21 protein-coding genes are annotated in these 21817 nt (G+C 60.7%); 10 read left to right on the forward strand and 11 right to left on the reverse strand.

From position 1 onward, the window contains the following. Positions 1 to 174: 174 nt before the first annotated feature. The 5 genes from ACMDCR_RS03190 (at position 175) to queC (ending at position 5770) form a co-directional block, all read left to right on the forward strand. Positions 175 to 798, forward strand: a complete 624-nt coding sequence (locus tag ACMDCR_RS03190; protein WP_413993813.1) for a GntR family transcriptional regulator — start codon at positions 175 to 177, stop codon at positions 796 to 798. Between the two features lie 97 nt (positions 799 to 895). Next, a complete protein-coding gene (istA, locus tag ACMDCR_RS03195; RefSeq protein ID WP_413989053.1) occupies positions 896 to 2419 on the forward strand; it encodes an IS21 family transposase in 1524 nt (507 codons plus the stop codon). After that, a complete protein-coding gene (gene istB, locus ACMDCR_RS03200; protein WP_413991136.1) occupies positions 2409 to 3203 on the forward strand; it encodes an IS21-like element helper ATPase IstB in 795 nt (264 codons plus the stop codon). Before istA ends, istB begins: the two co-directional genes overlap by 11 nt. A 728-nt stretch (positions 3204 to 3931) precedes the next feature. Continuing rightward, complete coding sequence (locus ACMDCR_RS03205) at positions 3932 to 4936, forward strand: rhodanese-related sulfurtransferase (protein WP_413991137.1); 1005 nt, start codon at positions 3932 to 3934, stop codon at positions 4934 to 4936. A 138-nt stretch (positions 4937 to 5074) separates the two neighbouring features. After that, on the forward strand, positions 5075 to 5770 hold the full coding sequence (gene queC / locus ACMDCR_RS03210; protein WP_413991138.1) for a 7-cyano-7-deazaguanine synthase QueC: 696 nt from the start codon (positions 5075 to 5077) through the stop codon (positions 5768 to 5770). Positions 5771 to 5814: 44 nt separating this feature from the next. Here the strand turns inward: queC and ACMDCR_RS03215 are convergent, their stop codons facing one another. Then, positions 5815 to 6072, reverse strand: a complete 258-nt coding sequence (locus ACMDCR_RS03215) for a hypothetical protein (protein ID WP_413991139.1) — start codon at positions 6070 to 6072, stop codon at positions 5815 to 5817. 423 nt (positions 6073 to 6495) lie between these two features. On the opposite strand from ACMDCR_RS03215, the gene ACMDCR_RS03220 reads away from it, so the two are divergent. Next, on the forward strand, positions 6496 to 7575 hold the full coding sequence (locus ACMDCR_RS03220) for a YncE family protein (protein WP_413991140.1): 1080 nt from the start codon (positions 6496 to 6498) through the stop codon (positions 7573 to 7575). A 122-nt stretch (positions 7576 to 7697) separates the two neighbouring features. Here the strand turns inward: ACMDCR_RS03220 and choX are convergent, their stop codons facing one another. Both choX and ACMDCR_RS03230 read right to left on the reverse strand, forming a co-directional pair. Continuing rightward, complete coding sequence (gene choX, locus ACMDCR_RS03225) at positions 7698 to 8648, reverse strand: choline ABC transporter substrate-binding protein (protein WP_413991141.1); 951 nt, start codon at positions 8646 to 8648, stop codon at positions 7698 to 7700. Positions 8649 to 8710: 62 nt separating this feature from the next. Continuing rightward, positions 8711 to 9757, reverse strand: a complete 1047-nt coding sequence (locus ACMDCR_RS03230; RefSeq protein WP_413991142.1) for an alcohol dehydrogenase catalytic domain-containing protein — start codon at positions 9755 to 9757, stop codon at positions 8711 to 8713. A 154-nt stretch (positions 9758 to 9911) separates the two neighbouring features. Here ACMDCR_RS03230 and betI point away from each other — a divergent pair, with 154 nt between their 5' ends. Beyond that, on the forward strand, positions 9912 to 10538 hold the full coding sequence (gene betI, locus ACMDCR_RS03235; RefSeq protein WP_413991143.1) for a transcriptional regulator BetI: 627 nt from the start codon (positions 9912 to 9914) through the stop codon (positions 10536 to 10538). 49 nt (positions 10539 to 10587) lie between these two features. Here betI and ACMDCR_RS03240 read toward each other — a convergent pair whose 3' ends face one another. After that, positions 10588 to 11478: a polysaccharide deacetylase family protein gene (locus ACMDCR_RS03240; RefSeq protein WP_413991144.1), complete on the reverse strand. Its 891-nt coding sequence runs from the start codon at positions 11476 to 11478 to the stop codon at positions 10588 to 10590. Positions 11479 to 11640: 162 nt separating this feature from the next. Between ACMDCR_RS03240 and ACMDCR_RS03245 the strand changes: the two genes are divergently transcribed. Continuing rightward, positions 11641 to 12522: a LysR family transcriptional regulator gene (locus ACMDCR_RS03245; RefSeq protein WP_413991145.1), complete on the forward strand. Its 882-nt coding sequence runs from the start codon at positions 11641 to 11643 to the stop codon at positions 12520 to 12522. 9 nt (positions 12523 to 12531) lie between these two features. Here ACMDCR_RS03245 and ACMDCR_RS03250 read toward each other — a convergent pair whose 3' ends face one another. Then, the gene (locus ACMDCR_RS03250) at positions 12532 to 13500 is read right to left on the reverse strand and encodes a glycosyltransferase family 2 protein (protein ID WP_413991146.1); all 969 of its coding nucleotides are present in this window, start codon (positions 13498 to 13500) and stop codon (positions 12532 to 12534) included. Positions 13501 to 13516: 16 nt separating this feature from the next. After that, complete coding sequence (locus tag ACMDCR_RS03255; RefSeq protein ID WP_413991147.1) at positions 13517 to 14566, reverse strand: glycosyltransferase family 2 protein; 1050 nt, start codon at positions 14564 to 14566, stop codon at positions 13517 to 13519. A 714-nt stretch (positions 14567 to 15280) separates the two neighbouring features. On the opposite strand from ACMDCR_RS03255, the gene ACMDCR_RS03260 reads away from it, so the two are divergent. Beyond that, entirely contained in the window at positions 15281 to 15469 is a 189-nt protein-coding gene (locus ACMDCR_RS03260; protein ID WP_413991148.1) for a hypothetical protein, read from the forward strand. An 89-nt stretch (positions 15470 to 15558) separates the two neighbouring features. On the opposite strand, the gene ACMDCR_RS03265 is transcribed toward ACMDCR_RS03260, so the two are convergent. The 3 genes from ACMDCR_RS03265 to ACMDCR_RS03275 all read right to left on the reverse strand — a co-directional run bounded on the left by ACMDCR_RS03265 (position 15559) and on the right by ACMDCR_RS03275 (position 19071). Beyond that, positions 15559 to 16407 (reverse strand): glycosyltransferase family 2 protein, encoded by an 849-nt coding sequence (locus ACMDCR_RS03265; RefSeq protein ID WP_413991149.1) that lies wholly within the window; start codon positions 16405 to 16407, stop codon positions 15559 to 15561. A gap of 255 nt (positions 16408 to 16662) precedes the next feature. Then, complete coding sequence (locus ACMDCR_RS03270) at positions 16663 to 17550, reverse strand: glycosyltransferase family 2 protein (RefSeq protein ID WP_413991150.1); 888 nt, start codon at positions 17548 to 17550, stop codon at positions 16663 to 16665. 666 nt (positions 17551 to 18216) lie between these two features. Next, entirely contained in the window at positions 18217 to 19071 is an 855-nt protein-coding gene (locus ACMDCR_RS03275; RefSeq protein ID WP_413991151.1) for an oxidoreductase, read from the reverse strand. Positions 19072 to 19176: 105 nt separating this feature from the next. Between ACMDCR_RS03275 and ACMDCR_RS03280 the strand changes: the two genes are divergently transcribed. Continuing rightward, positions 19177 to 20097 carry a LysR family transcriptional regulator gene (locus ACMDCR_RS03280; protein ID WP_413991152.1) on the forward strand — a complete coding sequence of 307 codons (921 nt, stop codon included), beginning with the start codon at positions 19177 to 19179 and terminating at the stop codon, positions 20095 to 20097. Between the two features lie 67 nt (positions 20098 to 20164). Here the strand turns inward: ACMDCR_RS03280 and ACMDCR_RS03285 are convergent, their stop codons facing one another. Both ACMDCR_RS03285 and ACMDCR_RS03290 read right to left on the reverse strand, forming a co-directional pair. Next, positions 20165 to 20923 (reverse strand): SDR family oxidoreductase, encoded by a 759-nt coding sequence (locus ACMDCR_RS03285; RefSeq protein WP_413991153.1) that lies wholly within the window; start codon positions 20921 to 20923, stop codon positions 20165 to 20167. Positions 20924 to 21003: 80 nt separating this feature from the next. Further along, complete coding sequence (locus tag ACMDCR_RS03290; protein WP_413991154.1) at positions 21004 to 21747, reverse strand: SDR family oxidoreductase; 744 nt, start codon at positions 21745 to 21747, stop codon at positions 21004 to 21006. Positions 21748 to 21817: the final 70 nt, after the last annotated feature.

Raw genomic sequence — 21817 nt, forward strand, 5'->3', positions numbered from 1 at the left:
TTAGATTGTGTTCTTTTTGTATACACTGTGAATACAATTTTGTTGACTCGATCGAAAGCGTGTGAGATTGGATGCCTACGATCTCAGTTTGCAGAAGCCGGGCCTGGTGGGAGCATCCTCGTGAAGAGCAGCAAGAGCAGTCTCTATGACGATCTGAAGCAGCAGATTCTGACCATGGAGCTTGAGCCGGACGCCGACTTGGACGAGATGGTCCTGTGCGAGCGCTACGGAATATCCCGCACGCCTGTCCGTGAAACTTTCAGGCGCCTTGCCGGCGAGGGCTATATCGATATTCGGGAGAATAGGGGCGCCCGGGTCATCCCCATGAACCACTCGACGCTCAGGAACTTCTTCCTGGTCGCGCCGATGATCTATGCCGCCATTGGCCGTCTGGCGGTCCAAAACTTCACAAAGCGCCAGCTTTCAGCACTTCGGGACACTCAGGAACTGTTTCGCGCCGCGACGGTAACCGACGACGCTCCAGCGATGGTTCTCGAGAACAATCGCTTCCACGAAATCATGGGTGAGATGTCCCAGAACGTCTATCTGCGCCCAAGCCTTGGCCGGCTGCTCATCGACCACGCTCGCATCGGTCACACGTTCTTTCGTCCGCGGAATGCGGATATGCGCGAACGCCTCAACCGCGCCGTCAAGCATCACGACGGCTTCATCGAAGCGATAGGCGCGCATGACGAAGACGCAGTCGTCGATCTGGTTTTCGAGCATTGGGAGTTGTCGCGCGAGAACATGGAGATGTTCATCGCACCGCAGGGATTGAAGGCTGTTGATTTCCACTGAGAAGTGACCCAGTCGGAGGGGATTTTTCCATCGAGAATTGACCCATGTTCGAAGCTCCCCCTGTGCGGCTAGCGCAGGGGACGACGGAGTGATCAACATGGAGTTATTGAGCGTCATTCGACGCTGGCACTACCGGGACCATTTGCCGATCCGGGAGATATGCCGACGCACTGGGCTATCGAGGAACACAGTTCGCAAGTATTTGCGCGCCGAGCGGATTGAGCCTCGGTTCGCTGTTCCCGATCGGCCCAGCAAGCTTGATCCTTATGTGGACAAGCTGTCGGCGATGCTGCGGGTGGAAGCCGGCAAGAGCCGCAAGCACAAGCGCACGATCAAACAGTTGCATGCCGATCTGACAGTCCTTGGTTACGGAGGCTCCTACAATCGGGTGGCGGCCTTCGCGCGCGAATGGAAGGCAGCCCGCCAGCATGAGCAGCGCACCAGCGGTCGTGGCACCTTCGTGCCGCTGGCCTTCGTGTCGGGCGAGGCGTTCCAGTTCGACTGGTCCGAAGACTGGGCCATCATCGGCGGCGAGCGAACCAAGCTGCAGGTTGCCCACTTCAAGCTGTCGTGCAGCCGCGCCTTCACGCTGCGGGCCTATCTCCAGCAAAGCCACGAGATGCTGTTCGATGCCCACAATCACGCCTTCCGTGTCCTGGGCGGCGTGCCGCGCCGAGGGATTTACGACAACATGCGCACGGCGGTCGACAAAGTCGGCCGTGGCAAGGATCGCCAGGTCAACATCCGCTTCTCGGCAATGGTCAGCCACTTCTTGTTCGAGGCCGAGTTCTGCAATCCCGCCTCAGGTTGGGAGAAGGGACAGATCGAGAAGAACGTCCAGGATGCCCGGCATCGGCTGTGGCAGCCCATGCCGAACGTCCCGTCCCTGGAGGCGCTGAACGACTGGCTTGAGACACGCTGCCGGGACCTATGGTCCTTGACCCCGCACGGCGTCCAATCCGGAACCGTCGCCGATGTCTGGAACGAGGAGATCCGTCATCTGATGCCGGTCCAACGCCCCTTCGATGGTTTTGTCGAATACACCAAGCGCGTCTCACCGACCTGCCTGATCCATCTGGAACGTAACCGCTACAGCGTTCCAGCTTCCTTCGCCAATCGACCGGTCAGCGTCAGGCTCTATCCAGACCGCATCGTCGTCGCAGCCGAGGGCCAGGCTATCTGCGAGCATCGGCGGGTCTTTGTCCGGTCCCATTCCCAACAGGGCCAGACGATCTATGATTGGCGCCATTATCTGGCGGTCATCCAGCGCAAACCAGGAGCCCTGCGCAACGGTGCCCCCTTTGCCGATTTGCCGGATGCCTTCCGATCGTTGCAACACCGCTTGCTCAAAACGCCAGGCGGCGACCGCGAGATGGTCGAGATCCTGGGGCTCGTGCTTCAGCATGACGAACAGGTCGTGCTGACGGCCGTCGAACTGGCATTGAGTGCAGGTGTTCCGACCAAGACCCATATCCTCAACCTGCTGCATCGCCTGATCGACGGCAAGCCGATCACCCCACCAACCGTGGACGCTCCCCAGGCTCTGGTTCTGACCACTGAGCCCAAGGCCAATGTCGAACGTTATGAGGCCCTGCGCCGGGAGGCTCGCCATGCGTCATAATCCGGCAAGCGGCGCTCTCGTCATCATGCTGCGCAGCCTCAAGATGCACGGCATGGCCCAGGCCATCGGCGAATTGACCGAACAGGGCTCCCCGGCCTTCGAGGCCGCCATGCCGATCCTGGCGCAACTCCTCAAGGCCGAGACAGCCGAACGCGAAGTTCGATCAACGGCCTATCAGCTCAAAATCGCCCGCTTTCCAGCCTACCGAGACCTCAGCGGCTTTGACTTTACTTCCAGCGAGGTCAACGAGGCTCTCGTGCGCCATCTCCATCGCTGTGAGTTCCTCGAGGACGCTCATAATATCGTCCTGATCGGCGGCCCCGGTACGGGCAAGACCCACATCGCCACCGCACTCGGCGTTCAGGCGATCGAACATCATCATAAACGCGTTCGCTTCTTCTCAACCGTCGAACTCGTCAATGCTCTCGAGCAGGAAAAGCTCCAGGGAAAGGCCGGTCAGATTGCCGGTCGCCTCGTCCACTCCGACCTCGTTATCCTCGACGAATTAGGATACCTGCCCTTCAGTGCCTCGGGTGGCGCGTTGCTCTTCCACCTGCTCTCCAAACTCTATGAGCGCACCAGCGTTGTCATCACCACCAATCTCGGGTTCAGCGAATGGGCTTCCGTCTTCGGCGATGCCAAGATGACCACTGCGCTCCTCGATCGCCTCACCCATCACTGCCATATCCTGGAGACCGGAAACGACAGCTTCCGCTTCAAAAACAGCTCTGCGAAAAGTCCAAAGCCAGCAAAGGAGAAGGCACGAAACTTGACCTCAGCCTGACACACAAACATCATCGGGGCGGGTCAGTTCTCAATGGAAATCCCGGGTCACTTCTCAACGGAAATCAACACCCAGGACCAGCTTATTGTCCCAAGCATCATGGGCCGTTTCTCCGGCGCCTTGCACGAACAGAACCTGCTTTGGCATTTTCCCATACCTCCACGGAGTGCCGGAGCGATCGCCTCCAACTTCTGAAAGCGATCTTCAGGCAACCGGCGACGGCCAGCCGAAAGCTAGGAACAAGGTCTCCCGTTTCATCTGTACGTCCCTCCTCGGGCCGGACTCTAATCGAAGCTGGAGGAAAATCTCAGGCACAGGTCACCTCGGCCGAGAGCCGAACCATTCGGGGCGTCGCGCGCCAGCGAAGCAGCACGAGAGACGGCGCTGCTGCCTCGGCCAACTGCTCGATCTCTTGCGCTGGCGCGACGAGGACTCTGTGCCCTTGATCAGGCTCTCCTCGATGGACGCAGCATCGCCGAAACCATCATTGGGCACATCAAGGAATTCTCCTCTCTGGGCATGCCAAAGCATCGCTCCGTGCCCAATGCTCTCACTCACCTGATCGCTGGCCTCGTGGCCTGCCAGACCGATCCCTTGGCGCCAAAACAGCCTCTCGCCTTGAACGTTGCCAACCCACCCGTAGCTCGGGTCAAGTTAGCGCACATGAACGTCCTCGTCCGCTGCTCCCGGTAGTTTACCCCCATCCCCATCCGCGCTAGATAGCGCCCATGCAGCCCATCGAGATCGCCGCCTTCTATCATTTCGCCCGCCTGCCGGATTCCGCGGCCCTGCGCGAGCCGCTGGCGAAGCTCACCTGCTCGCTCGGCATCAAGGGCATCATCCTGCTCGCGCCGGAGGGTATCAACGGCACGGTGGGGGGTAGCCCCGAGGCGATGGCCGCCTTCCATCCCCGGCTGCGGGAAATTACCGGCCTCACCGCCATCGAGCACAAGACCTCCTTTGCCGACGAGATGCCCTTCCTGCGCATGAAGGTGCGGCTGAAGGAGGAGATTGTCACCATCGGCGACGCCAGCGTCGATCCCACGGAGCGCGTCGGCGCCTATGTCGAGCCCTGGGACTGGAACGCCCTGATCGCCGATCCCGAGGTGCTGGTGATCGATACCCGCAACGATTTCGAGGTACGCATCGGCAGCTTCCAGGGCGCCGTCGATCCCCACACCAAGACGTTCGGCGACTTTCCCGCCTATGTCAGGAACAATCTCGATCCCGGCCGTCATCGCAAGGTGGCGATGTTCTGCACCGGCGGCATACGCTGCGAGAAAGCCACCAGCCTGATGCTGCGCGAGGGCTTCGAGGAGGTCTACCATCTCAAGGGCGGCGTGCTGAAATATCTGGAGGAGATCCCTGCGGAGGAGAGCCTGTGGCAGGGCGCCTGCTTCGTCTTCGACAAGCGCGTCGCCGTGGGGCACGGGCTTTCGGTCGAGGACTATCAACTGTGCCACGGCTGCCTTTCGCCGCTCAATGCCGAAGAGCGGCGCTCGCCCGAATACGAGGAAGGCGTGAGCTGCCCCTATTGCGCCCCGATGCTGACGGAGGCGCAGAAGGCCTCTTCGCGGGAGAGGCAGCGGCAGGTGGTGCTCGCGGAGAAGAGGGGCGGGGTACATCTGGGGCCGGTCGGCGGCGCCGCGATGCAGGATGAGGCGCGAGCCTCCCCCACGAAGCTGGGGGAGGTGGCCTCGCGAAGTGAGGTCGGGGGGGTTGTGGTCCGCTAACGGGTCACAACAGAGCAGGGTCAGGCCGCTCGCAAATAAGCTTCAGCTCCTTCTTGTGGTGTCGAGCCCGTGGGGCCACACCCCATCCGACCCGACTTCGTCGGGCCACCTTTCCCAGCCTTTTTTCCGGACCCCTCCATGCCTGAAACCGCCCTCGTCCTGTTCTCCGCCGGCCAGGACTCCACCACATGCCTCGCCTGGGCGCTCGAGCGCTTCGACCATGTCGAGACCGTCGGCTTCGATTATGGCCAGCGTCACCGGGTGGAACTCGACATGCGGCCGGCCGTGCTGGCGGCCCTGCGGCAGGCCTTCCCGGCCTGGGCCGGCAAGCTCGGCGAGGATCATCTCATCGATCTCGGCGTGCTCGGCAGGATCAGCGAGACCTCGCTCACCCGCGATGTCGCCATCGCCATGCGGGCGAACGGGCTGCCCAACAGCTTCGTGCCCGGGCGCAACCTGCTCTTTCTCACCTTCGCCGCCACGCTCGCCTATCGGCGCGGGGCGAAGCACCTCGTCACCGGCGTCTGCGAGACCGACTTCTCCGGCTATCCCGATTGCCGGGACGACACCATGAAGGCCATGCAGCTCGCACTCAATCTCGGCATGGAGGCACGCTTCGTCATCCATACGCCGCTGATGTGGATCGACAAGGCCGCGACCTGGTCCCTCGCCCGCGAAATCGGCGGCGACACGCTGGTGGACCTGATCCGCCTGGACACCCACACCTGCTACAACGGTGACCGCAGCCACCGCCACGACTGGGGCTTCGGCTGCGGCACCTGCCCGGCCTGCGAACTGCGCGCCGCCGGCTACCGCAGGTTCACCGCCGGCTGAAAGCGACGCGGCCTCGCAGCGATGCGCCTATCCGCTTTACCCTCTCAGGGCTTGTAAACGGGATGCGGATAATGCCGATGGACGTGCTTCACATGCCGATAATGCCGGTAGTGCTTGGCGTAATACACCCCCGGCTTGAAATGCTCGCAGCCCTCGGAGCCGTTGGGCACCCAGTTGCGCGGCAACGGGGCGGCATAGCGGCAGTCGGTGGCGCTATAGGGATAACCGCGCTGCGTGGCGCAAGCACCCAATCCCCCAGCCAGCAAGGCAACCATGGTTGCCGCAATCAATTTCGTGCTCATCGGCCGTCCTTTTGCACCCGCGCCACTAAAACAGCAATTTATCAGCCCCTCTCCTGCATCGGCTGACAAATTGCTGCGTCTTCTCAAAGTCCTAGAGCGTCTTGCCTTCAGATCGAATTACCAGGAATCGCAAAACGCTTTTGATACCAGTAAGTTAAGTTCGAAATCCGCTCCCGCCTGAACGCATTCTGCTTCAGCCTTGCGACCCGGTCCCGAATGCAATTCAGGGGCGGGACACGACACCCAGGCAACCTGAACCGGACATGCGGCCTCGTCAAGCGCCGCGGACGCAGCGCTCTGTTCAAAACATCACGCCAAAATGTCAGCACGTCGCCGTACCTGAAAGCTGGCTGAAAGCTTGCTGCCGTAGGGTGGCGCCGTTCAAAGCCGGGGCAGCGGGCGAACCATACAAGGGAGGTAGGAATGACCAGGCTCGGCTTGGCAGTCTCCGTTACGACTTTGGCTATCGTCATCGGCACACCGGCTCTCGCCTTTGACGGCTGGCGCCTGCAACATGCCATCACAATCGAAGGCAGGGGTTCGGGCTACGACTATGTTTCGGTCGATTCAGCCTCGCACCATGTCTTTCTCGGCCACCGCAAGGAAGGCCTGCAGGTCTTCGATCCCGTGGCCGGCAAGGTGATCAAGGTGATCGAGAAGACGGCGACGGACAGTTCGGACGGTGCTGTGCTCATCCCCGAATTCGACCTCGGAGTCTCCAACAACGAGGATGGCACCATCACGCCTTTCAAGCTCTCTACGCTGGAGGCACAGGCGCCGATAAAGGTGGGCGAGGACCTCGACACCAGCCACTACGATCCCGTCAGCAAGCGTCTGGTGCTCAACATGGGTTCCGGCGATGACGGCACAGAGCTTATTATGCTGGACGTTCCCTCCCTGAAGGAAGTCGGCCGGCTCAAGGTGCCGAGCAAGAAGGTGGAAGGCGCCGACAGCGACGGCAAATCCGGTTTCTTTGTGGCGGCACAGGACCTGGACAAGGTCTACAAGATAGACACCACGGCCGGGAAGATCGTCGCCACCTATGATACTGCGCCCGCCTGCGGCCGCCCCACGGCGGTGACGGTGAACGTGGCCGATGAGCGTGTCTATGTCAGTTGCCGTGGCCGCGACGCCATCAAGCCCTCGCTCCTGGTGCTCGACGGCGTCAGCGGCAAGATCGTCTATAGCGCCGAGATCGGCGGGGGCACCGACAGCATCATCTATGATGCCGCCCTCAAGCGCATCTTCACCGCTAATGGCGTGAGTGCCAACCTCAACGTCTTCCAGGTCGACGGTCCCGACAGCTACAAGCCGCTGGAGACCCTCGGTACTCGCGCGGGCGTACGCACGATGGCGATGGACCTGCAGACCAAGACGATCTACGCCATCACCGCCGAGGGTAGCGCCGACGCCTCCAAGAAGATCCTGACGGCTGTCTCGCCCTTCTATGCCAACACCTTCTACCCCAACACCTTTACTGTGCTGGCCTACGGCAAGCCCTGAGAGCATGCCAGAACAAATCGCCGACTTTGTGCTTGCCCAAGGTCGGCGATCGCCTGTGCGGCGAAAGTTCCGGTGAGCCGATCGTTTCGGTTTGGTGAGCGATGGCGACAACCTCGCCTGGATCAGAGGCCCAGGCCCTTCTTCACCGCGGGCAATCCCGGTTGGCCGTCAAACGTCGTGACGCCATCGAGCCAGGTATCCAGGATGCCCGGGTTGGCTTTGAGATATTCAGTGGCTGCGGTCGGGCCGTCCTTGCCGTCGGTCAGGATCATGTTCATCATCGTATTTTCAAGATCGACGTTGAACTTGAGATTGCCGACAAGCTTGGCCGCGTTCGGGCACTGGGCTGCCCAACCCGTGCGCTCGTCGGTATAGACGACAGCGCTGCCGAAGTTGGGGCCGAACGTCTCGTCGCCGCCGGTCAGGTATTGAATCTTGAAATTGACATTCATCGGATGGGGAGCCCAGCCAAGGAAAACGATGTCCTCCCCCCGCGCAACATTGCCTTGCACCTGGGCGATCATGCCTTGCTCGCTCGATTCCACGAGCTGGAAGCCTTTCATTCCGTCCTTATTGCTGTCGATCATGCCCTGGATGAGCCCGTTGCCGGTATCGCCTGGTTCGATGCCGTAGATCTTGCCTTGGAGCGAATCCTTGAATTTTGCGATATCGCTGAAGTCCTTCAGTCCCTTGTCATAGGTATATTGCGGCACGGCGAGCGTGTATTTCGCACCGACGGGAAGATTGGCGCCGGTGACGACGATGGATTTGTCGTCAAGATATGGTTTGCGTTCGTTCACCATGCTGGGTTGCCAGTCACCGAGATAGACGTCGATATCCTTGTTCTTCATTGAAGCGTAGGTGAGCGGGATGGTGAGAACCGTGGTCGTCGGCGTGTAGCCCAGACCTTTGAGAATCAGGGATGAGACGGCGGTCGTCGAGGTGATGTCTGTCCAGCCGACATCGGAAAATCTGACGGCTCTGCAAGCTTCCGGATCGCCAGCCCGTGCGCCGCTGCTTGTTACTCCGAGGGTCAGGGCGGTGATCGTGAATATGATGCCGAAACTTTTCATTCCAAATCTCCCAAATCCGACGATTCACACCATGCCACCCCACCACGGGGCTGCATTGACCATTAGAACTCGATGACGAAACGGCCTTTCGAGGCGCCGCTTTCCAGGGCGAGCAATGCGCCCGAGACTTGCTCCAGCGAAATGATCTCGACGGCGATCTCGAAGGGCCGTTCAGCGTGCATGGCGACGAGTTCGCGCATCTGCGCCCGCGTGCCGACGCTGGTTCCGGTGATGACGACGCCCGTGGCGGTCAGCCACTCCTGAACAAGGGGAACTGGTTCGAACACCATGGCGGCTGCAATGATTCTGCCTCGGGGCCTGACAGCAGCGATCATCGCGGGCCAGGTGGCCGCCGTCGGGGCGAAATTAATGCATGCGTGGGGCTTGGTGGTTCTTGCCGCGAGTCTAGCAGGCAGCGTGTCATCTGCGATCTCGGCTTCCACCGCGCCATAGCGCTGGGCAATCATCAATTTTTCCGGGTCGCGGTCCACCGCCAGGACCTTGATGCCAAGGCGGCTGGCGATCTGTATGGCGTAAAGCCCGAGGCCGCCGCAGCCGAAAACGATGCAGCTTTCACCCTCCTTCAGTTCCGCCTTTTTGAGGGCGCCGTAGGCGGTGATGCCTGCGCACATCAGCGGAGCGGTTGTGAGGGGATCGATGTTCGAGGGCAGGGGCACCGCGAACCCGGCATCGGCAAGGACATAATCCGCGAAAGCTCCCGGGACGTTCAGGCCGTGGGCTCGATGGTGCTGGCAGAATGATTCATCCCCCTCCAGGCATTCGTCGCAGTGGCGGCAGGTGTCATGAATCCACGGCACCCCAACCTGGCCGCCCGCGACCCAATCTGTGACGCCCTCGCCGACCGCCTCGATAATCCCGACCCCTTCATGCCCCATCACGAAAGGCGAGGGAATTTGCGTCGGTATGCCTTTGCCTCTCCAGATATGAACGTCTGAATGGCAGACCCCGCAGGCCTGAAGGCGCACCAATAATTGACCGGGACCAGGAACCGGGCGGGTCAGGGTTACGACATCAAGGGGCGCGCCATATTTCGCGAGTACAGCTGCACGCATGATGTCCCTACCTCCCGTCATGGGCGTTTCCACCACGTCCAGCGCCGTTGCGCAGCCTCGTCCCGGGCAGATGCCGAGGGAGGCGGAGAGCGAGGGCCAGCCGCTGAACGGGAGTTTACGCCCCAGAAGCTTTTAGGCAAGACAAAAAATTGTTAGAGCGTACAAAAAATTGGACAGATATAAGAATTGGATGGCTGCGAAGAGCAAGAAGCAGAAAACCCGGATCGAGGACATCAGGCGGATCGAGCTGATCGAGGCGGCCCATCGCATCTTTTTGCGCGAAGGACTGAAGGGTCTCACCACCACTCGGATCTGCCATGAGGCAGGGATGTCACAGGGCATCCTGACCTACTATTTCAAGGATAAGGACGAAGTGCTTTTCGAGATGGTGCGGTTCGCCAATCGCCTGCTGATGGATGCGGTGGTGGTCAATTTGCGCCAGGCACAGACGCGTTGGGACCGCTTGATCGCGATTATCGAGGGCAATTTCCCGGAAGCGAAATTCAATCGCGACATGGCGAACGCCTGGATTTCCTTCTATGCGGAGGCGGCCCGTTCACCCCGTTATGCCCGCTTGCAACAGCTGTTCTACAAACGGCTGAGGTCCAACGTCATGTCGGCCCTTTTCCCACTCTGGCCCAAGAGCAGGATCGATCATTTTCTCTACGGCTTTGCCGCAATGCTGGATGGCTTGTGGCTACGGCGTGGTCACTCGGACGAAGCCATTTCTTATGAGCTGGCAAGAACGCAGCTGGTCGAATACTCCGAGAAAATGCTCGGGGAGGACATGGTTTCAAAGTTGAAGGTGCACCGCTGAAATCAAACCGTATCGCAAACTCGATGCGGTGAGGGCGATAGAGTCAAGCTCAGGCGCCTCCACGCCATGCCTTCTGAGGCTTGAGCATTTCCTCACGGTAGTGCGCGGCGATGTCGTCGCTAGTGGTGAGCCAGACGCCCTCATGGCCGGCGATATAGGCAAGCGCCCGGTCGAGATATTTGTACCGGAATGCTTGGCCGATGACGAAGGGGTGCAGGGCCAGGGCCATCACGCGGCCGCCCCGCGCGCCGTCGGCATAGAGCTGGTCGAACTGGTCGGCCACCACGCGGTAGAAATCCTCCCCCGACAGGCGATGCTGGGTGAACAGCATGATGTCGTTGAGCTCTACCGAATAGGGCACCGAAATCATGCCCGGTACGTTGAGCGGGAAGGGCTGGTCGTCGGCGCACCAGTCGAGAACATAGTCGAGGCCGAATTCCCGCAACAGCCTCGGCGTTTCGAAGGTCTCCGAGAGGCCCGGACCCATCCAGCCCCGTACCGGCCGGCCGGTCGCTTCGCCGATGCTTTGGATGACGTGGGCGAGTTCGAGCCACTCCTCCTCCACGGTCATATCGGCCTGCAGGGTGGAATTGTTCCGGCCGTGGGCGAGCCAAACCCAGTCCCGCGCCTTTCCGGCGGCGATGATCTGTGGATAGTGCCGACAGACATCGGCATTCAGCAACACTGAGGCGCGCAGCCGGTATTTGTCGAGCGCCTCGATCACACGCCAGATGCCCACACGTGCCCCATAGTCCCGCCAACCATGATTCAGCGCGTCCGGCCTGAGGTGGGATGTGCCGGCGAAGATGCTGGTCGCGGGCTTGTCGACCTCGAAATGTTCGACATTGAGGCCGACATAGAACGCCACGCGGGCGCCATCGGGCCAGGCGAGCGGCGGACGGGTGGTGATCGGCGAGTAGTCGTAGAGGGTGTTGTCCATGGGCTTTTCCTTTGCCGTGATCCAGCGAAGCAGCGCTGCAAGGGCCGCGCGCCTTGTCTCGCATGACGTTGGAAGCAAGGATAAATTCATTCTCCATTGAAGAGAATTGGGCTAGAGATCAAAGCATATCGGACGTTTCTGTCCGCAATTGAGAGGCCCGCCATGGACAGCCTCAACGCTCTCAGCGCCTTCGTGCAGGCCGCCGAATCACGCAGCTTCACCCTGGCTGGGCGGCAGCTCGGCGTATCCTCCTCCGCCATCGGCAAGGCGGTAGCGCGGCTGGAGGAAAGGCTTCACGTCCGCCTCTTCCACCGCTCGACCCGCTCGATCACGCCAACGTCCGAGGGCCTACTCTTCCTGGAGCGCTGCCGGCGCATATTCGACGAGATCGATGCGGCCGAGCAGGAACTCGCCCTCGCCACTGGCGCGCCGCGCGGCAGGCTGCGCATCAGCCTGCCGATGATCGGCATGCTGATGATGCCGACGATCGGCGCCTTCATGCGCGCTTTTCCCGAAGTGGAACTCGATCTCGATTTCACCGATAGGCTGGTCGAGGTGATCGAGGAGGGCTTCGATGCCGTGATCCGCGCCGGGCCGGTCGGCGATTCCCGTCTGATGACGCGTGTGCTGGGCAATTTCCGCTTCAGGCTGGTCGGCTCGCCCGCCTATTTTGCCGAGCGCCCGCCACCGAGCCAGCCGGAGGACCTGACCGCCCATGCCTGCCTGCATCACCGCTTCGCGACCAGCGGCAAGCTCGAGAACTGGCCGCTACGCTGGGGCCGCAAGGAGGTGGAATTGCCGCGGAGCGCCGTGCTGAACACCATCGAACCCCTGATCGGGCTCGCCGAACAGGGCCTGGGCATCGCATGCCTGCCGGATTTCTCGGTGCGCCGGCAGATCGAAGACGGGCGACTCGTCGCCCTACTCGACGACTTCATCCGCCATGAGGGAATCTACCGAATGCTCTGGCCCTCGGGCCGTCACCTTTCGCCCAAGCTGCGGGTGTTCGTGGACTTCATGGCGGCGAACCTTTTCCCCGCCTGAGGCACGCGCCTACATCTTCTCGATCTTGCCAGGATCGAGCTTGCCCCTCACCAGATCCCACAGAGCCAGCAGGTTGCCAACAAGCCGGCCGCGCCGATCCGCCCAGGGCTCGGGATTGAAGCTCCTGAGGAAGTTCGAGGAGAGGTTCGACACGCCGCCTTCCAGGGCACCCCGCAGGCTCATATTGCCTTTGCACGTGATATAGACGCGGTTGGCAATCTGCGAATAACCCAGGCGCCTGCCGGGGCTGCGGCCCGCCTTCTTGGTGCCGAGATGAACGCCGCGCAGGCGCTCGCTTTTCACCACGCGGCCGTAACGCGCGATCGCGCGGGAGAAGTCGACATCCTCCAGCCAGGAATAAAGCGGCAACTTTTCATCGAAGGTGAGACCATGACGGCGCGCAAGGTCGAGCCTGACGGCCATATTGCAGCCATAGGCATTATACACGTCTTTGAGCCGGTCCGACGCCCGGTTCGGTCCCGCTTCAGAGAGGGCTTTCGACCCAGTGCTCATATCAATCCCAGCGCCACGAATGCCATCGGCCAGCACGCAGCCCGTGGCGATCGCCACATCTGGATTGGCATCGAAGAGCTTTTCGATTTCTACGAGAAAGTCGGCATCGGGCAGGAAATCGTCGTCGAAGAACACCATCACATCGGCGTTGCTGGCCGCCATCAGCGCATTGCGCTGACGGCACAAGCCCACCGGGCTCGACACCGTGGCGAGTTGGGGATGCGCCTTTCGGAGCACCTCTACATCGACTTCCTCGGGCTTCGCCGGGCAGATCAGGAACTCCTCTGGCGTACGTTCCTGGTTGCGCATGAAGAGCACAGTATCGGCAAGCACCTCGCGGCGGCCGGCGGTGGCGATGGCAATGGCGATCTTCAGCCTGGCGGGCGACGTCACGGTCGCCTCTCTGTAAGTGGTGCCGCCGTAGATAGCGGCGTTGCGGGAATAGTGATCGTGAAAATTGCGCAAACTCTGCACCATCGCGTCAAGAGAAATTCATGTGTTTCGTTAAGGAAAAGAAACCAAGACGATCAAAGGAAGCAGGAGATTCGAATTTTTCACTGATCCCCTCGGAGAAAAGGACAAGATTTCTCCGATCCTGCAGCATCTTGTTGTAAATGATATATTCAGCGCCAAACCTGAAATGCTCCTTGCGGAGCATTTCCGCATCGATCTTGTCTTTCAGGTCGGCGGTGAATTTGAAATGCAGGAGCGCCACGGTTTCCTCAGCAAACACCGGCGCGAAGACCCCATGGGGGCTGGCATAGTCGATATCAGCGCCGTCGCGGCTGTTCAGCGTGAAGGGCGTCTTGTTGAGCCCGGGCGGCTGGGGCGGAAAATGCTCCACGATGTAGCGGTGCCATTTTGGTGGCGCGGCGTTGAGCACCCGGCCGAGCTGGGCACGGAAGAAATAGTCGATCCAGGTGGAGCGAGCCTCCCGCTCCAGGCTGGAGACCAGGCGCAGACGGGGGCCCCCGAGGCATTCCAGCTCCGCCCTGCCTCGTGCCCAAGGCTTAAGCGGCCGCTTGCGGAACTTGTAGACTGCGTCGAAATAGCAGCAGGTTTCGACCAGCCGGCTGTCGGTTTGCGCGTCCAGGAAGGGGCCGCGCGGATACATGTCCACCATCAGGCCGAAGACGGCGTTGGGCCGGCTGCCGAGACTGGCGACGAAATCGCCGACCTTGCGTTGTGGGCTGCCGCGATAGACGAGATATTCGTCGAGATCCACGTAAAGCGTCCAGGTCTCCGGCGGCAGAGCCCGTCGTACTTCGTTGATCCACATCATGCCGAAGTTCGATTCACGGAAAGAAAGCTTTGTCGACAGACAGTGAACGTCTTTCTGCTCTCTCAGATACTCTACGCTGCCATCGGACGAATCATTGTCTATCAGCACAAAGCATTCAACGCCGAGACCACGATAATGTTCGAGCCAGTGGGGCAGGCGCCTCATCTCATTGCGGCAAATGGAAATCATAACAATGCCGGTAGCAGCGACATTATCCTTTACGTAAGTATAAATTGGGGACTTAGACATTAGAATACTGCTTCTCCAAGCTGATTCCAACTATCGCAACAGACCACGAGAAACGTCAAGCCTCCCAATGGACTAGTGGGGTCGCCAATAGCAGGATCAGCAAGCAACTCCAAAGCATGAAGACCCTTTGGGGCGCCTGCGTGCTTATTCCAGCAGGCAACCCTGACAGATAGGCGGCAGGAGGGTGCGAAGTTGCCACCATGGCGGCAGATTACAATCAGAGCATCCGGTGAGGTTACCTATAGCATGCCAAATTGACGCCATACAAACGACGATGGTCTCTCCAATTCCATGCAACCCATAGCAAGAGCATCACGCTTCGCCGGAACGAGCAGAGAGAATAGCCTTTAGTGTATAAGACGAGAACGAAATATTTCTATCGCCGCTGCAATTCACCAGCGCTTACGTCGTTACGGCAACTGCTGCTGCCTGGTTCTATTTTATCTGCGCTGCGCCGATTGTGACATGGAGATGAAATGAAACCGGGCTACTCAATTACTGACAACGCCAACCTACTGAAGGGTCTTACGATTTGATGGAATCGGCAGGAGTCGCAAAGACGTGCCGAAACAAGGAGTTGGAGCGAGGCTGCGTTTGCGCGTGAACGCGCTTTGCTCCAGGCATGCAGCATCACGCGGAAGACGGGTGACGATTCCAGTGGAAAACGGTGCGGCGGTGAGGCCACATCACATCGAGCCGGCTTGAGGAGCGTTCGTGCTGGTTGGTGGGGTGATTATCGCCGACATCGGCGTTCGCTTCCCCGAGCGCCTGGCGCATCCGGTGGTGGACAAGGCCTTTCACCTGCCTGTCGCGCGCGGCATCGATCGGCCGCTCATCCTCGGCGCGGCTCTCGCCTCGCTCTCGCTGGGCCTGTGGCAGACGATCCTGTTCGTGCTGTTATGATCGTCGGAATGCTGCTGCATAAGCGCGTATTGGCCTACCGCAGCACCGGGGGGTGAGGCGGAAGTGCGAAGAACGGCGGAAGCCCGCCGTCAGCGCCCTCGCAGCGGAACGCCGACTTGCCGGGCAGCGTCCCGGGTCCTTGCCCGGCGGCCGTCGCGATAGCCCTCGAGACGTCCGCGCAAAGTGTTCAGATAATAGACCGCGCGCGCGCGTTTGCCCTTAGCCAGGCTGACGGCCGCACCCCCGAGGGAACGGACCATGTAATTCATCGAATAGGCCAACCCCAGATCATATTTGCCGAGGACATAACCCATACCCCGGCCGTAGCCGAGCGCCTTCTGCTGCATGCGGGCGTCGGTGGCGTCGATACTGATCTCGGGATGGTGACCATAGATGCCATAGTCGTAGTAGACCCGGAATCCCTTCGCCATCATGCGGAATACGATGTCCGGCCCCTCGCAGGCCTGCCAGGGCGAGGAAGCGCCGACGCCAACATCGACATCGTAGCCGCCCACGGCCTCGAAGGCCGTACGCTTGCAGAAGGACACCCATTCGATCAGGGAATTGAAGACATCCTGCTGGCGCGTCCAGTTCGCCCCCTCCAGGAAGCGACCGTTGATAGGCCTGCCCATCTCGTCCCCGGCTCGGCCGTTCACAACATCGGCGCCGGTCCTCTGGAAAGTCTGGGAGACCTTTTCGAGCAGCCAGGAGGGATAGGTGCAGTCGTCGTCGGGGAAACCATAGATCTCACCGGTGGCATGCTTGGCGCCATCATTCCGGCCACGGCTGAGCCCTCGTCTGTCCGGAGTGCGGATGTGCTGGACTGTGAAAGGACGCTGCTGGGCGGCGAGAATCTCCGTGACCCGCTCATCGCCATTTTGGTCGACGATGATGACCTCGAAATCCTTGAATAGCTGGGCCTCCAGGCTGTCCAGCATCGACGCGATTTCCTTGGATCGACCAAGCGTCGCCATGATGAGCGAAAACCGCACGCCATCAACTCCTTAACGGTGCATATCAGCGCTTATCTGTAGGATAAGGAGGGCGAAAAGTCTCCTTACCGTGCAGGTTTGGTGGGATAATAATTTCGGCGGACCTCGTTTGAAGGAAGAGATTATCGATGCCTTTCGAGCCGGTCTCACGTATCGAAAGGTCACGCAAGATCGAAAGGATTTCACGCCAGGCCTGCCGAGTTACATCTTAAGGATGTTGGACGGATGCAGCCTGCCGCGTGCCAGATCCCACAAGGCCATGACATTACCCATGAGCCGCCCGCGCCGATCCGTCCACGGTTCGGGCCAGGCGCTCTTGAAAAAGTTGGACAGAATATTCGCCGCGCTGCCTTCCAGTGCACCTCTCAGAGTCATGTTACCTTTTTTGAGGATGTGGACCCGGTTGGCGATCTGCGAATAGCCCAGGCGCTTGCCGGGGCTGCGGCCGGCCTTCTTGGTGCCAAGATGGACACCCCGCAGGCGCTGGCTCTTCACAATCTGGCCATGGCGAGCGATCTGACGGGAAAAGTCGACATCCTCGAGCCAGGCATAGAGCGGAAGGTTCTCGTCGAAGCGCACGCCATATTGGCGTACGGGGCCGAGACGGATGGCCATGTTGCAGCCATAGCCGTTATAGATCGGCTCCGGCTCGGCCAGCAACTCGTTGGGGCCGGCGGAGGCCAGCACCTCGAAGCCGTCGCTGAAGTCGAGGCCCGCCCCGTTGGCGCCATCCGCCAGCACCTCGCCGGTGGCCACGACCACATCCGGATGGATGCGGAAGAGCCGCTCTATTTCCTCCAGGAAATCCTTGGCGGGCAGGAAGTCATCGTCGAAGAACACCATGATATCGGCCGTGGAAGCCTTGATCATGGCATTGCGCTGGTGAGAAGATCCCATCGGGCTCGAAATGAAGCGGATATGCGGCACGATCTGCCGAAGGGCCGCGACATCGGCATCCTCGGGCCTGGCAGGGCAGATGAGGAACTCGTCGGGAACGCGCCGCTGATGCGCCATGAAGCGCACCGTCTCGGTCAGCACGTCACGGCGACCCGCCGTTGCGATAGCAATCGATATCCTGGCCTTGTTCATCAAAATCACTGCCGCCAACCCCCAGCGCTTCTCTTACGGCCTAGTTGTGAGCAGGATGTGGCAAAGCGCACAATCCTGTCGATTCGTCTGGCGAGCCGTGCGAATTCCAAGAAGGGCGCAGGCAAGAAACATCCAAACGCTCATCCCCACGCGAGGGATGGTCTTATACCGAAGTCTCTTTCACAGATAATGTCGCGTCACTTTTCAGAATAGACGCCAAACACGACCCGCATCTTCTACGCGAGACAATACACAGGATGACGTCGGACTTGAGAACTGCCGATTTTTACATTCCCTAAGGGAAATCATCGCTATCTGATATGCAGGATTTTAGGGGGGTAAAACAACCCAGACGAATCGGTAATTTGCTACCCTTTTGGGGGGAAGGATTCGTTACCCATGCATATTCGGCCTGGAAAGAGGTAGTGACCGGCGTGGACGAAGCTGGGAACTAGATCGGATTTTGGTCGACAAAAGCGACAGAAATACCGTCATTGTTTCGCTACGCTCACAATTATGCCCTCAGAGCATACCACCCTTGATGGCAAAGTTGACATCCAAGGCGCTTTGCGATTTGCCGTGCTCGGCGCGAATCGCAAAGATGCGTGGAAACAAAGAGTTAGAGCAAAGCAGCGTATGTACTTAAACGCGCTTTGCGCCAGGAGGTCAGGCGTCCGCGCCTGTCTCGAGATCCGTGCTCCGCGTCAGTTCTTCCCACCTGTCGAGGTCTTCCTGGAGATCGACGACCTTCTTTCGGATTAGATCGAGAGCGTCTCCTCCCAAAGCGAGGTGTAGCGGAGGCCTATCCGCCTCGAGGGCGGTGATGATCGCCTTGGCGCCGCGCGCTGGATCACCCCGTTGCTTGCCGTCGGCGGCCAGCAAAGCATCGCGGGCCTTGCCGGCGGTATCGGCATAGGCCGGCAGCCGGACGTTCGACTGCTGCATCGAACGACCCCTGAAGTCGGTGCGGAACGCGCCCGGCTCCACGACAGTGACGCCGATGCCGAAAGGTGCCACTTCCTTGGCCAGCGTCTCGGACAATCCCTCCACCGCGAACTTCGTCATGTGATAAAATCCAACCACCGGGAATGTCGTGATCCCGCCGAGCGAGCTGATGTTGACGATATGCCCGCGTCCCTGTTCCCGCATGCCGGGCAGAGCGGCCTTGAGCATGTTCCAGGTGCCGAAGACGTTGGTTTCGAACATCGCGCGAACGTCGGCGTCCTCGCCTTCCTCGATGGCCCCGAGGTAGCCGTAGCCTGCATTGTTGACGAGCACGTCGATGGAGCCAAAGCGATCTCTGGCCCTCTCGACGGCAGCCTTCGCCTGATCCGGCTTGGTAACGTCGAGTTCCACCGCGAAAGCGGCTTCCCCATGATCCCTCACGATGTCGGCGACGGCGGACGGATCTCTTGCGCTCACGACGACGCGATAGCCCGACTGCAAGGCCTGCTGGGCAAGTGCCCGCCCCAGGCCTGACGAGCACCCGGTGATGAGCCAGACGGCATTCTTTTCAATCATTGATCAGCCTTTCATTCCGAGAGTCAGAGCGACAAGCTTAAGTTGGCGTCGTATGGATCGTTCGATAAGATAGGATAGATCGAAAGGCTCATTGAACAGGATGGGATGATGCGGCATGCGAGCCTCGATGACCTGGCGGCGTTTGCCTGCGTGGCTCGCCTGCGCAGCTTCACCCGCGCAGCGGCTGAACTCGGCACCTCGACGTCGAATCTCAGCCATACGATCAAGCGGCTGGAGGAGGGGCTTGGCGTGCGCCTGCTCCAACGCAACAGCCGCAGCGTCTCCGCCAGCGATGCCGGGGAAGAGCTGCTGAGATCGATCGCGCCCGCGTTCCAGAGCATCGACGGCGCGATGGAGGCGCTTCAGCGCAGCCGCAACCGGGTCTCGGGCACGCTGCGCCTGACGGCCACGCGTCAAGCTTACGAAATGGTCATCCGCCCCGTGCTGCCGGTCTTCGCCGCTGCCCACCCGGACGCGACAGTGGAGGTGCTGATCGAATACGCCTTTCGCGACATCATCGCCGACCAATTCGACGCCGGAATCAGGCTCGGTGAGAAGATCGAGCAGGACATGATCGCGCTGAAGGTCGGGCCGGACCTCCGCATGGCGGTGGCGGCCGCGCCATCCTATCTCGCGCGTCATGGTACGCCCCAACATCCGCGAGACCTGATGGGGCACCGCTGCATCAACTATCGAATGGTCGCAGCCGGCACCATCTACGCCTGGGAATTCGAGCGGAATGGTCTTGCGTTCGAAATGCGGGTGCCGGGCCCGCTTACCTTCAACGAGCCCGGACTGATGCTGGATTGTGCGCTTGATGGACTCGGCATCGCCTATCTTCTCGAACATGAAGTCGCGCCGCATATCGCTCGTGGCACACTGACGCGCCTGCTTGACGACTGGACGGCACCATTCCCTGGATTCTTCCTCTATTACCCCTCGCGCCAGCAGCTACGGCCCGTGCTCGCGGCGTTCCTGGACCTGCTACGGCGTCAGTCCGGCCAGCGGATTGCAGTTCCGGAATGATGTCTGCGCCATCGGGGGCAGCGTCGATGAACGCAACGCCGTACCAAAGCGTTTGCGGCTCTACCGGTCACCATGGGATCGTGCCGTTCTCCCAGCGCGTGAACGTCCCCGTCGGTCCCTCCGCGCCAAGCAATGCGACGCGTACCGCTTCGCGGGCGCCCTCCTCGACCGTCTGCGTGCCCGCATATCCGTTGAGGTTCGTCTTGGTGAAGCCCGGGGAGACGGCGTTGACCCTGATCCCCTCCGGCTCCAGCTCGATCGCCATGGCTACCGTCAAGGCGTTGAGAGCCGTCTTCGAAGCAGGATAGACAGGACCGAAGATCGAGCGCCAGGGAAAGCCCGGGTCCGAATTCGTGGCCAGTGACCCGACGCCGCTCGACACGTTGACGATGCGGGCGTTCGGCGTCTCGCGCAGCAGAGGCAGCATCGCCTGATAGACGGCAAGCACACCGAAAACGTTGGTTTCCCATACCGCGCGCATCTCATCGAGGGACACGTTGCTCGGACGGGTCGTGGCTGCATAGGCCTCGACGGACTGGTCAGGCCGCTTGTTCGTATTCGAGATGGCTGCGTTCTGGACGAGCACGTCGAGGCGGCCAAACTCGTTGCGAACGCGCTCTGCCGCAGCGGCGATCGAGGCCTGATCCGTGACGTCGAGCTGGAGGGCGTGGGCGTCCTGCCCGACTTCCTTGGCTGCGGCCACCCCGCGCTCGAGGTTGCGCGACCCGACGAGCACCGTGAAGCCGTGTGCGACGAGATCCCTTGCGATCTGGAGGCCAATCCCCTGATTAGCCCCGGTGACCAACGCGACTTGCTTGTCCCTCATATAGACCTCCGCTCGAATAAATTGCCCTGGCCCTGCTGTCAACGTCGGGCCGGGTTGATCGCCCACGGCCGGCTCTGGGTTCAGCTCGACTCGGCCCAGCTCACGGCGTCGGCGCCGGCCGGGATCCGCATGGGGCTCGACGGATCGTTCACTGCGCGCCACACCGCTTCGGCGACGTCCTGCGCGTGCGTGATCGGTCCCGGCTCGCCAAAGCGCGCGAACACGCTTTTCACGAGGTCGGCATAGGCCTCATGGTCGAGGCCCGGCATGCGGGAGCGCGCATTGTCGGCGAAACGGGTCTCGGGCGAGCGCCCCGGCAGCACCAGACGTACGCGAACATTGAATTGCTCGACTTCAAGCGCGAGCACCTCGGTGAATGCGTTCACCGCCGCCTTGCTCGCGGTGTACGAGGCGACCAGGGGGATCGATTTCAAGGTCACGCTCGACGTGACGTTCACCACCACGCCGGCCTTGCGCTGCCTGAACTGCGGCAGTACCGCCTGCGTCACGGCCATCGCACCGAAGGTGTTGGTCTCGAAGAGCTGGCGCACCATCGCCATCGGGGTGGTCTCCAAGGGCGATGCCGCGCCGAAGCCCGCATTGTTGACGAGAGCGTCCAAAGGCCCCGCTGCCTCGACGGCTTGATGGATGCTCTCCAGATCGGTGACGTCGAGTGCGAGCACGCGCAGATGCTCGGAACGAGGCAGCGCGTCCTCGCGCGGCGTGCGCATCGTGGCGACAACTTTCCAGTTGCGATCAAGAAAGTATTTGGCGGTTTCGAGTCCGAAGCCGGACGAGCATCCGGTGATCAGGATGGTTTTCATGGGGCGCCTTGGAGGTGGTTTGCGATACCAAGACGATAGATTGCCGCCGTCGGACCTTCTATAATCGAAA

It is taken from the genome of Labrys okinawensis (genome assembly GCF_047345005.1).
Taxonomy (GTDB): domain Bacteria; phylum Pseudomonadota; class Alphaproteobacteria; order Rhizobiales; family Labraceae; genus Labrys; species Labrys okinawensis.

Coding starts and splice junctions, on each gene's coding strand:
- choX (WP_413991141.1), bottom strand. CDS start 8,648: ATGAAAAGTTTCGGCATCATATTCACGATCACCGCCCTGACCCTCGGA.
- istA (WP_413989053.1), top strand. CDS start 896: ATGGAGTTATTGAGCGTCATTCGACGCTGGCACTACCGGGACCATTTG.
- ACMDCR_RS03285 (WP_413991153.1), bottom strand. CDS start 20,923: ATGAGGGACAAGCAAGTCGCGTTGGTCACCGGGGCTAATCAGGGGATT.
- istB (WP_413991136.1), top strand. CDS start 2,409: ATGCGTCATAATCCGGCAAGCGGCGCTCTCGTCATCATGCTGCGCAGC.
- ACMDCR_RS03280 (WP_413991152.1), top strand. CDS start 19,177: ATGATGCGGCATGCGAGCCTCGATGACCTGGCGGCGTTTGCCTGCGTG.
- ACMDCR_RS03270 (WP_413991150.1), bottom strand. CDS start 17,550: ATGAACAAGGCCAGGATATCGATTGCTATCGCAACGGCGGGTCGCCGT.
- ACMDCR_RS03290 (WP_413991154.1), bottom strand. CDS start 21,747: ATGAAAACCATCCTGATCACCGGATGCTCGTCCGGCTTCGGACTCGAA.
- betI (WP_413991143.1), top strand. CDS start 9,912: ATGGCTGCGAAGAGCAAGAAGCAGAAAACCCGGATCGAGGACATCAGG.
- ACMDCR_RS03220 (WP_413991140.1), top strand. CDS start 6,496: ATGACCAGGCTCGGCTTGGCAGTCTCCGTTACGACTTTGGCTATCGTC.
- queC (WP_413991138.1), top strand. CDS start 5,075: ATGCCTGAAACCGCCCTCGTCCTGTTCTCCGCCGGCCAGGACTCCACC.
- ACMDCR_RS03275 (WP_413991151.1), bottom strand. CDS start 19,071: ATGATTGAAAAGAATGCCGTCTGGCTCATCACCGGGTGCTCGTCAGGC.
- ACMDCR_RS03255 (WP_413991147.1), bottom strand. CDS start 14,566: ATGTCTAAGTCCCCAATTTATACTTACGTAAAGGATAATGTCGCTGCT.
- ACMDCR_RS03205 (WP_413991137.1), top strand. CDS start 3,932: ATGCAGCCCATCGAGATCGCCGCCTTCTATCATTTCGCCCGCCTGCCG.
- ACMDCR_RS03240 (WP_413991144.1), bottom strand. CDS start 11,478: ATGGACAACACCCTCTACGACTACTCGCCGATCACCACCCGTCCGCCG.
- ACMDCR_RS03190 (WP_413993813.1), top strand. CDS start 175: ATGGAGCTTGAGCCGGACGCCGACTTGGACGAGATGGTCCTGTGCGAG.
- ACMDCR_RS03215 (WP_413991139.1), bottom strand. CDS start 6,072: ATGAGCACGAAATTGATTGCGGCAACCATGGTTGCCTTGCTGGCTGGG.
- ACMDCR_RS03245 (WP_413991145.1), top strand. CDS start 11,641: ATGGACAGCCTCAACGCTCTCAGCGCCTTCGTGCAGGCCGCCGAATCA.
- ACMDCR_RS03265 (WP_413991149.1), bottom strand. CDS start 16,407: ATGCTGGACAGCCTGGAGGCCCAGCTATTCAAGGATTTCGAGGTCATC.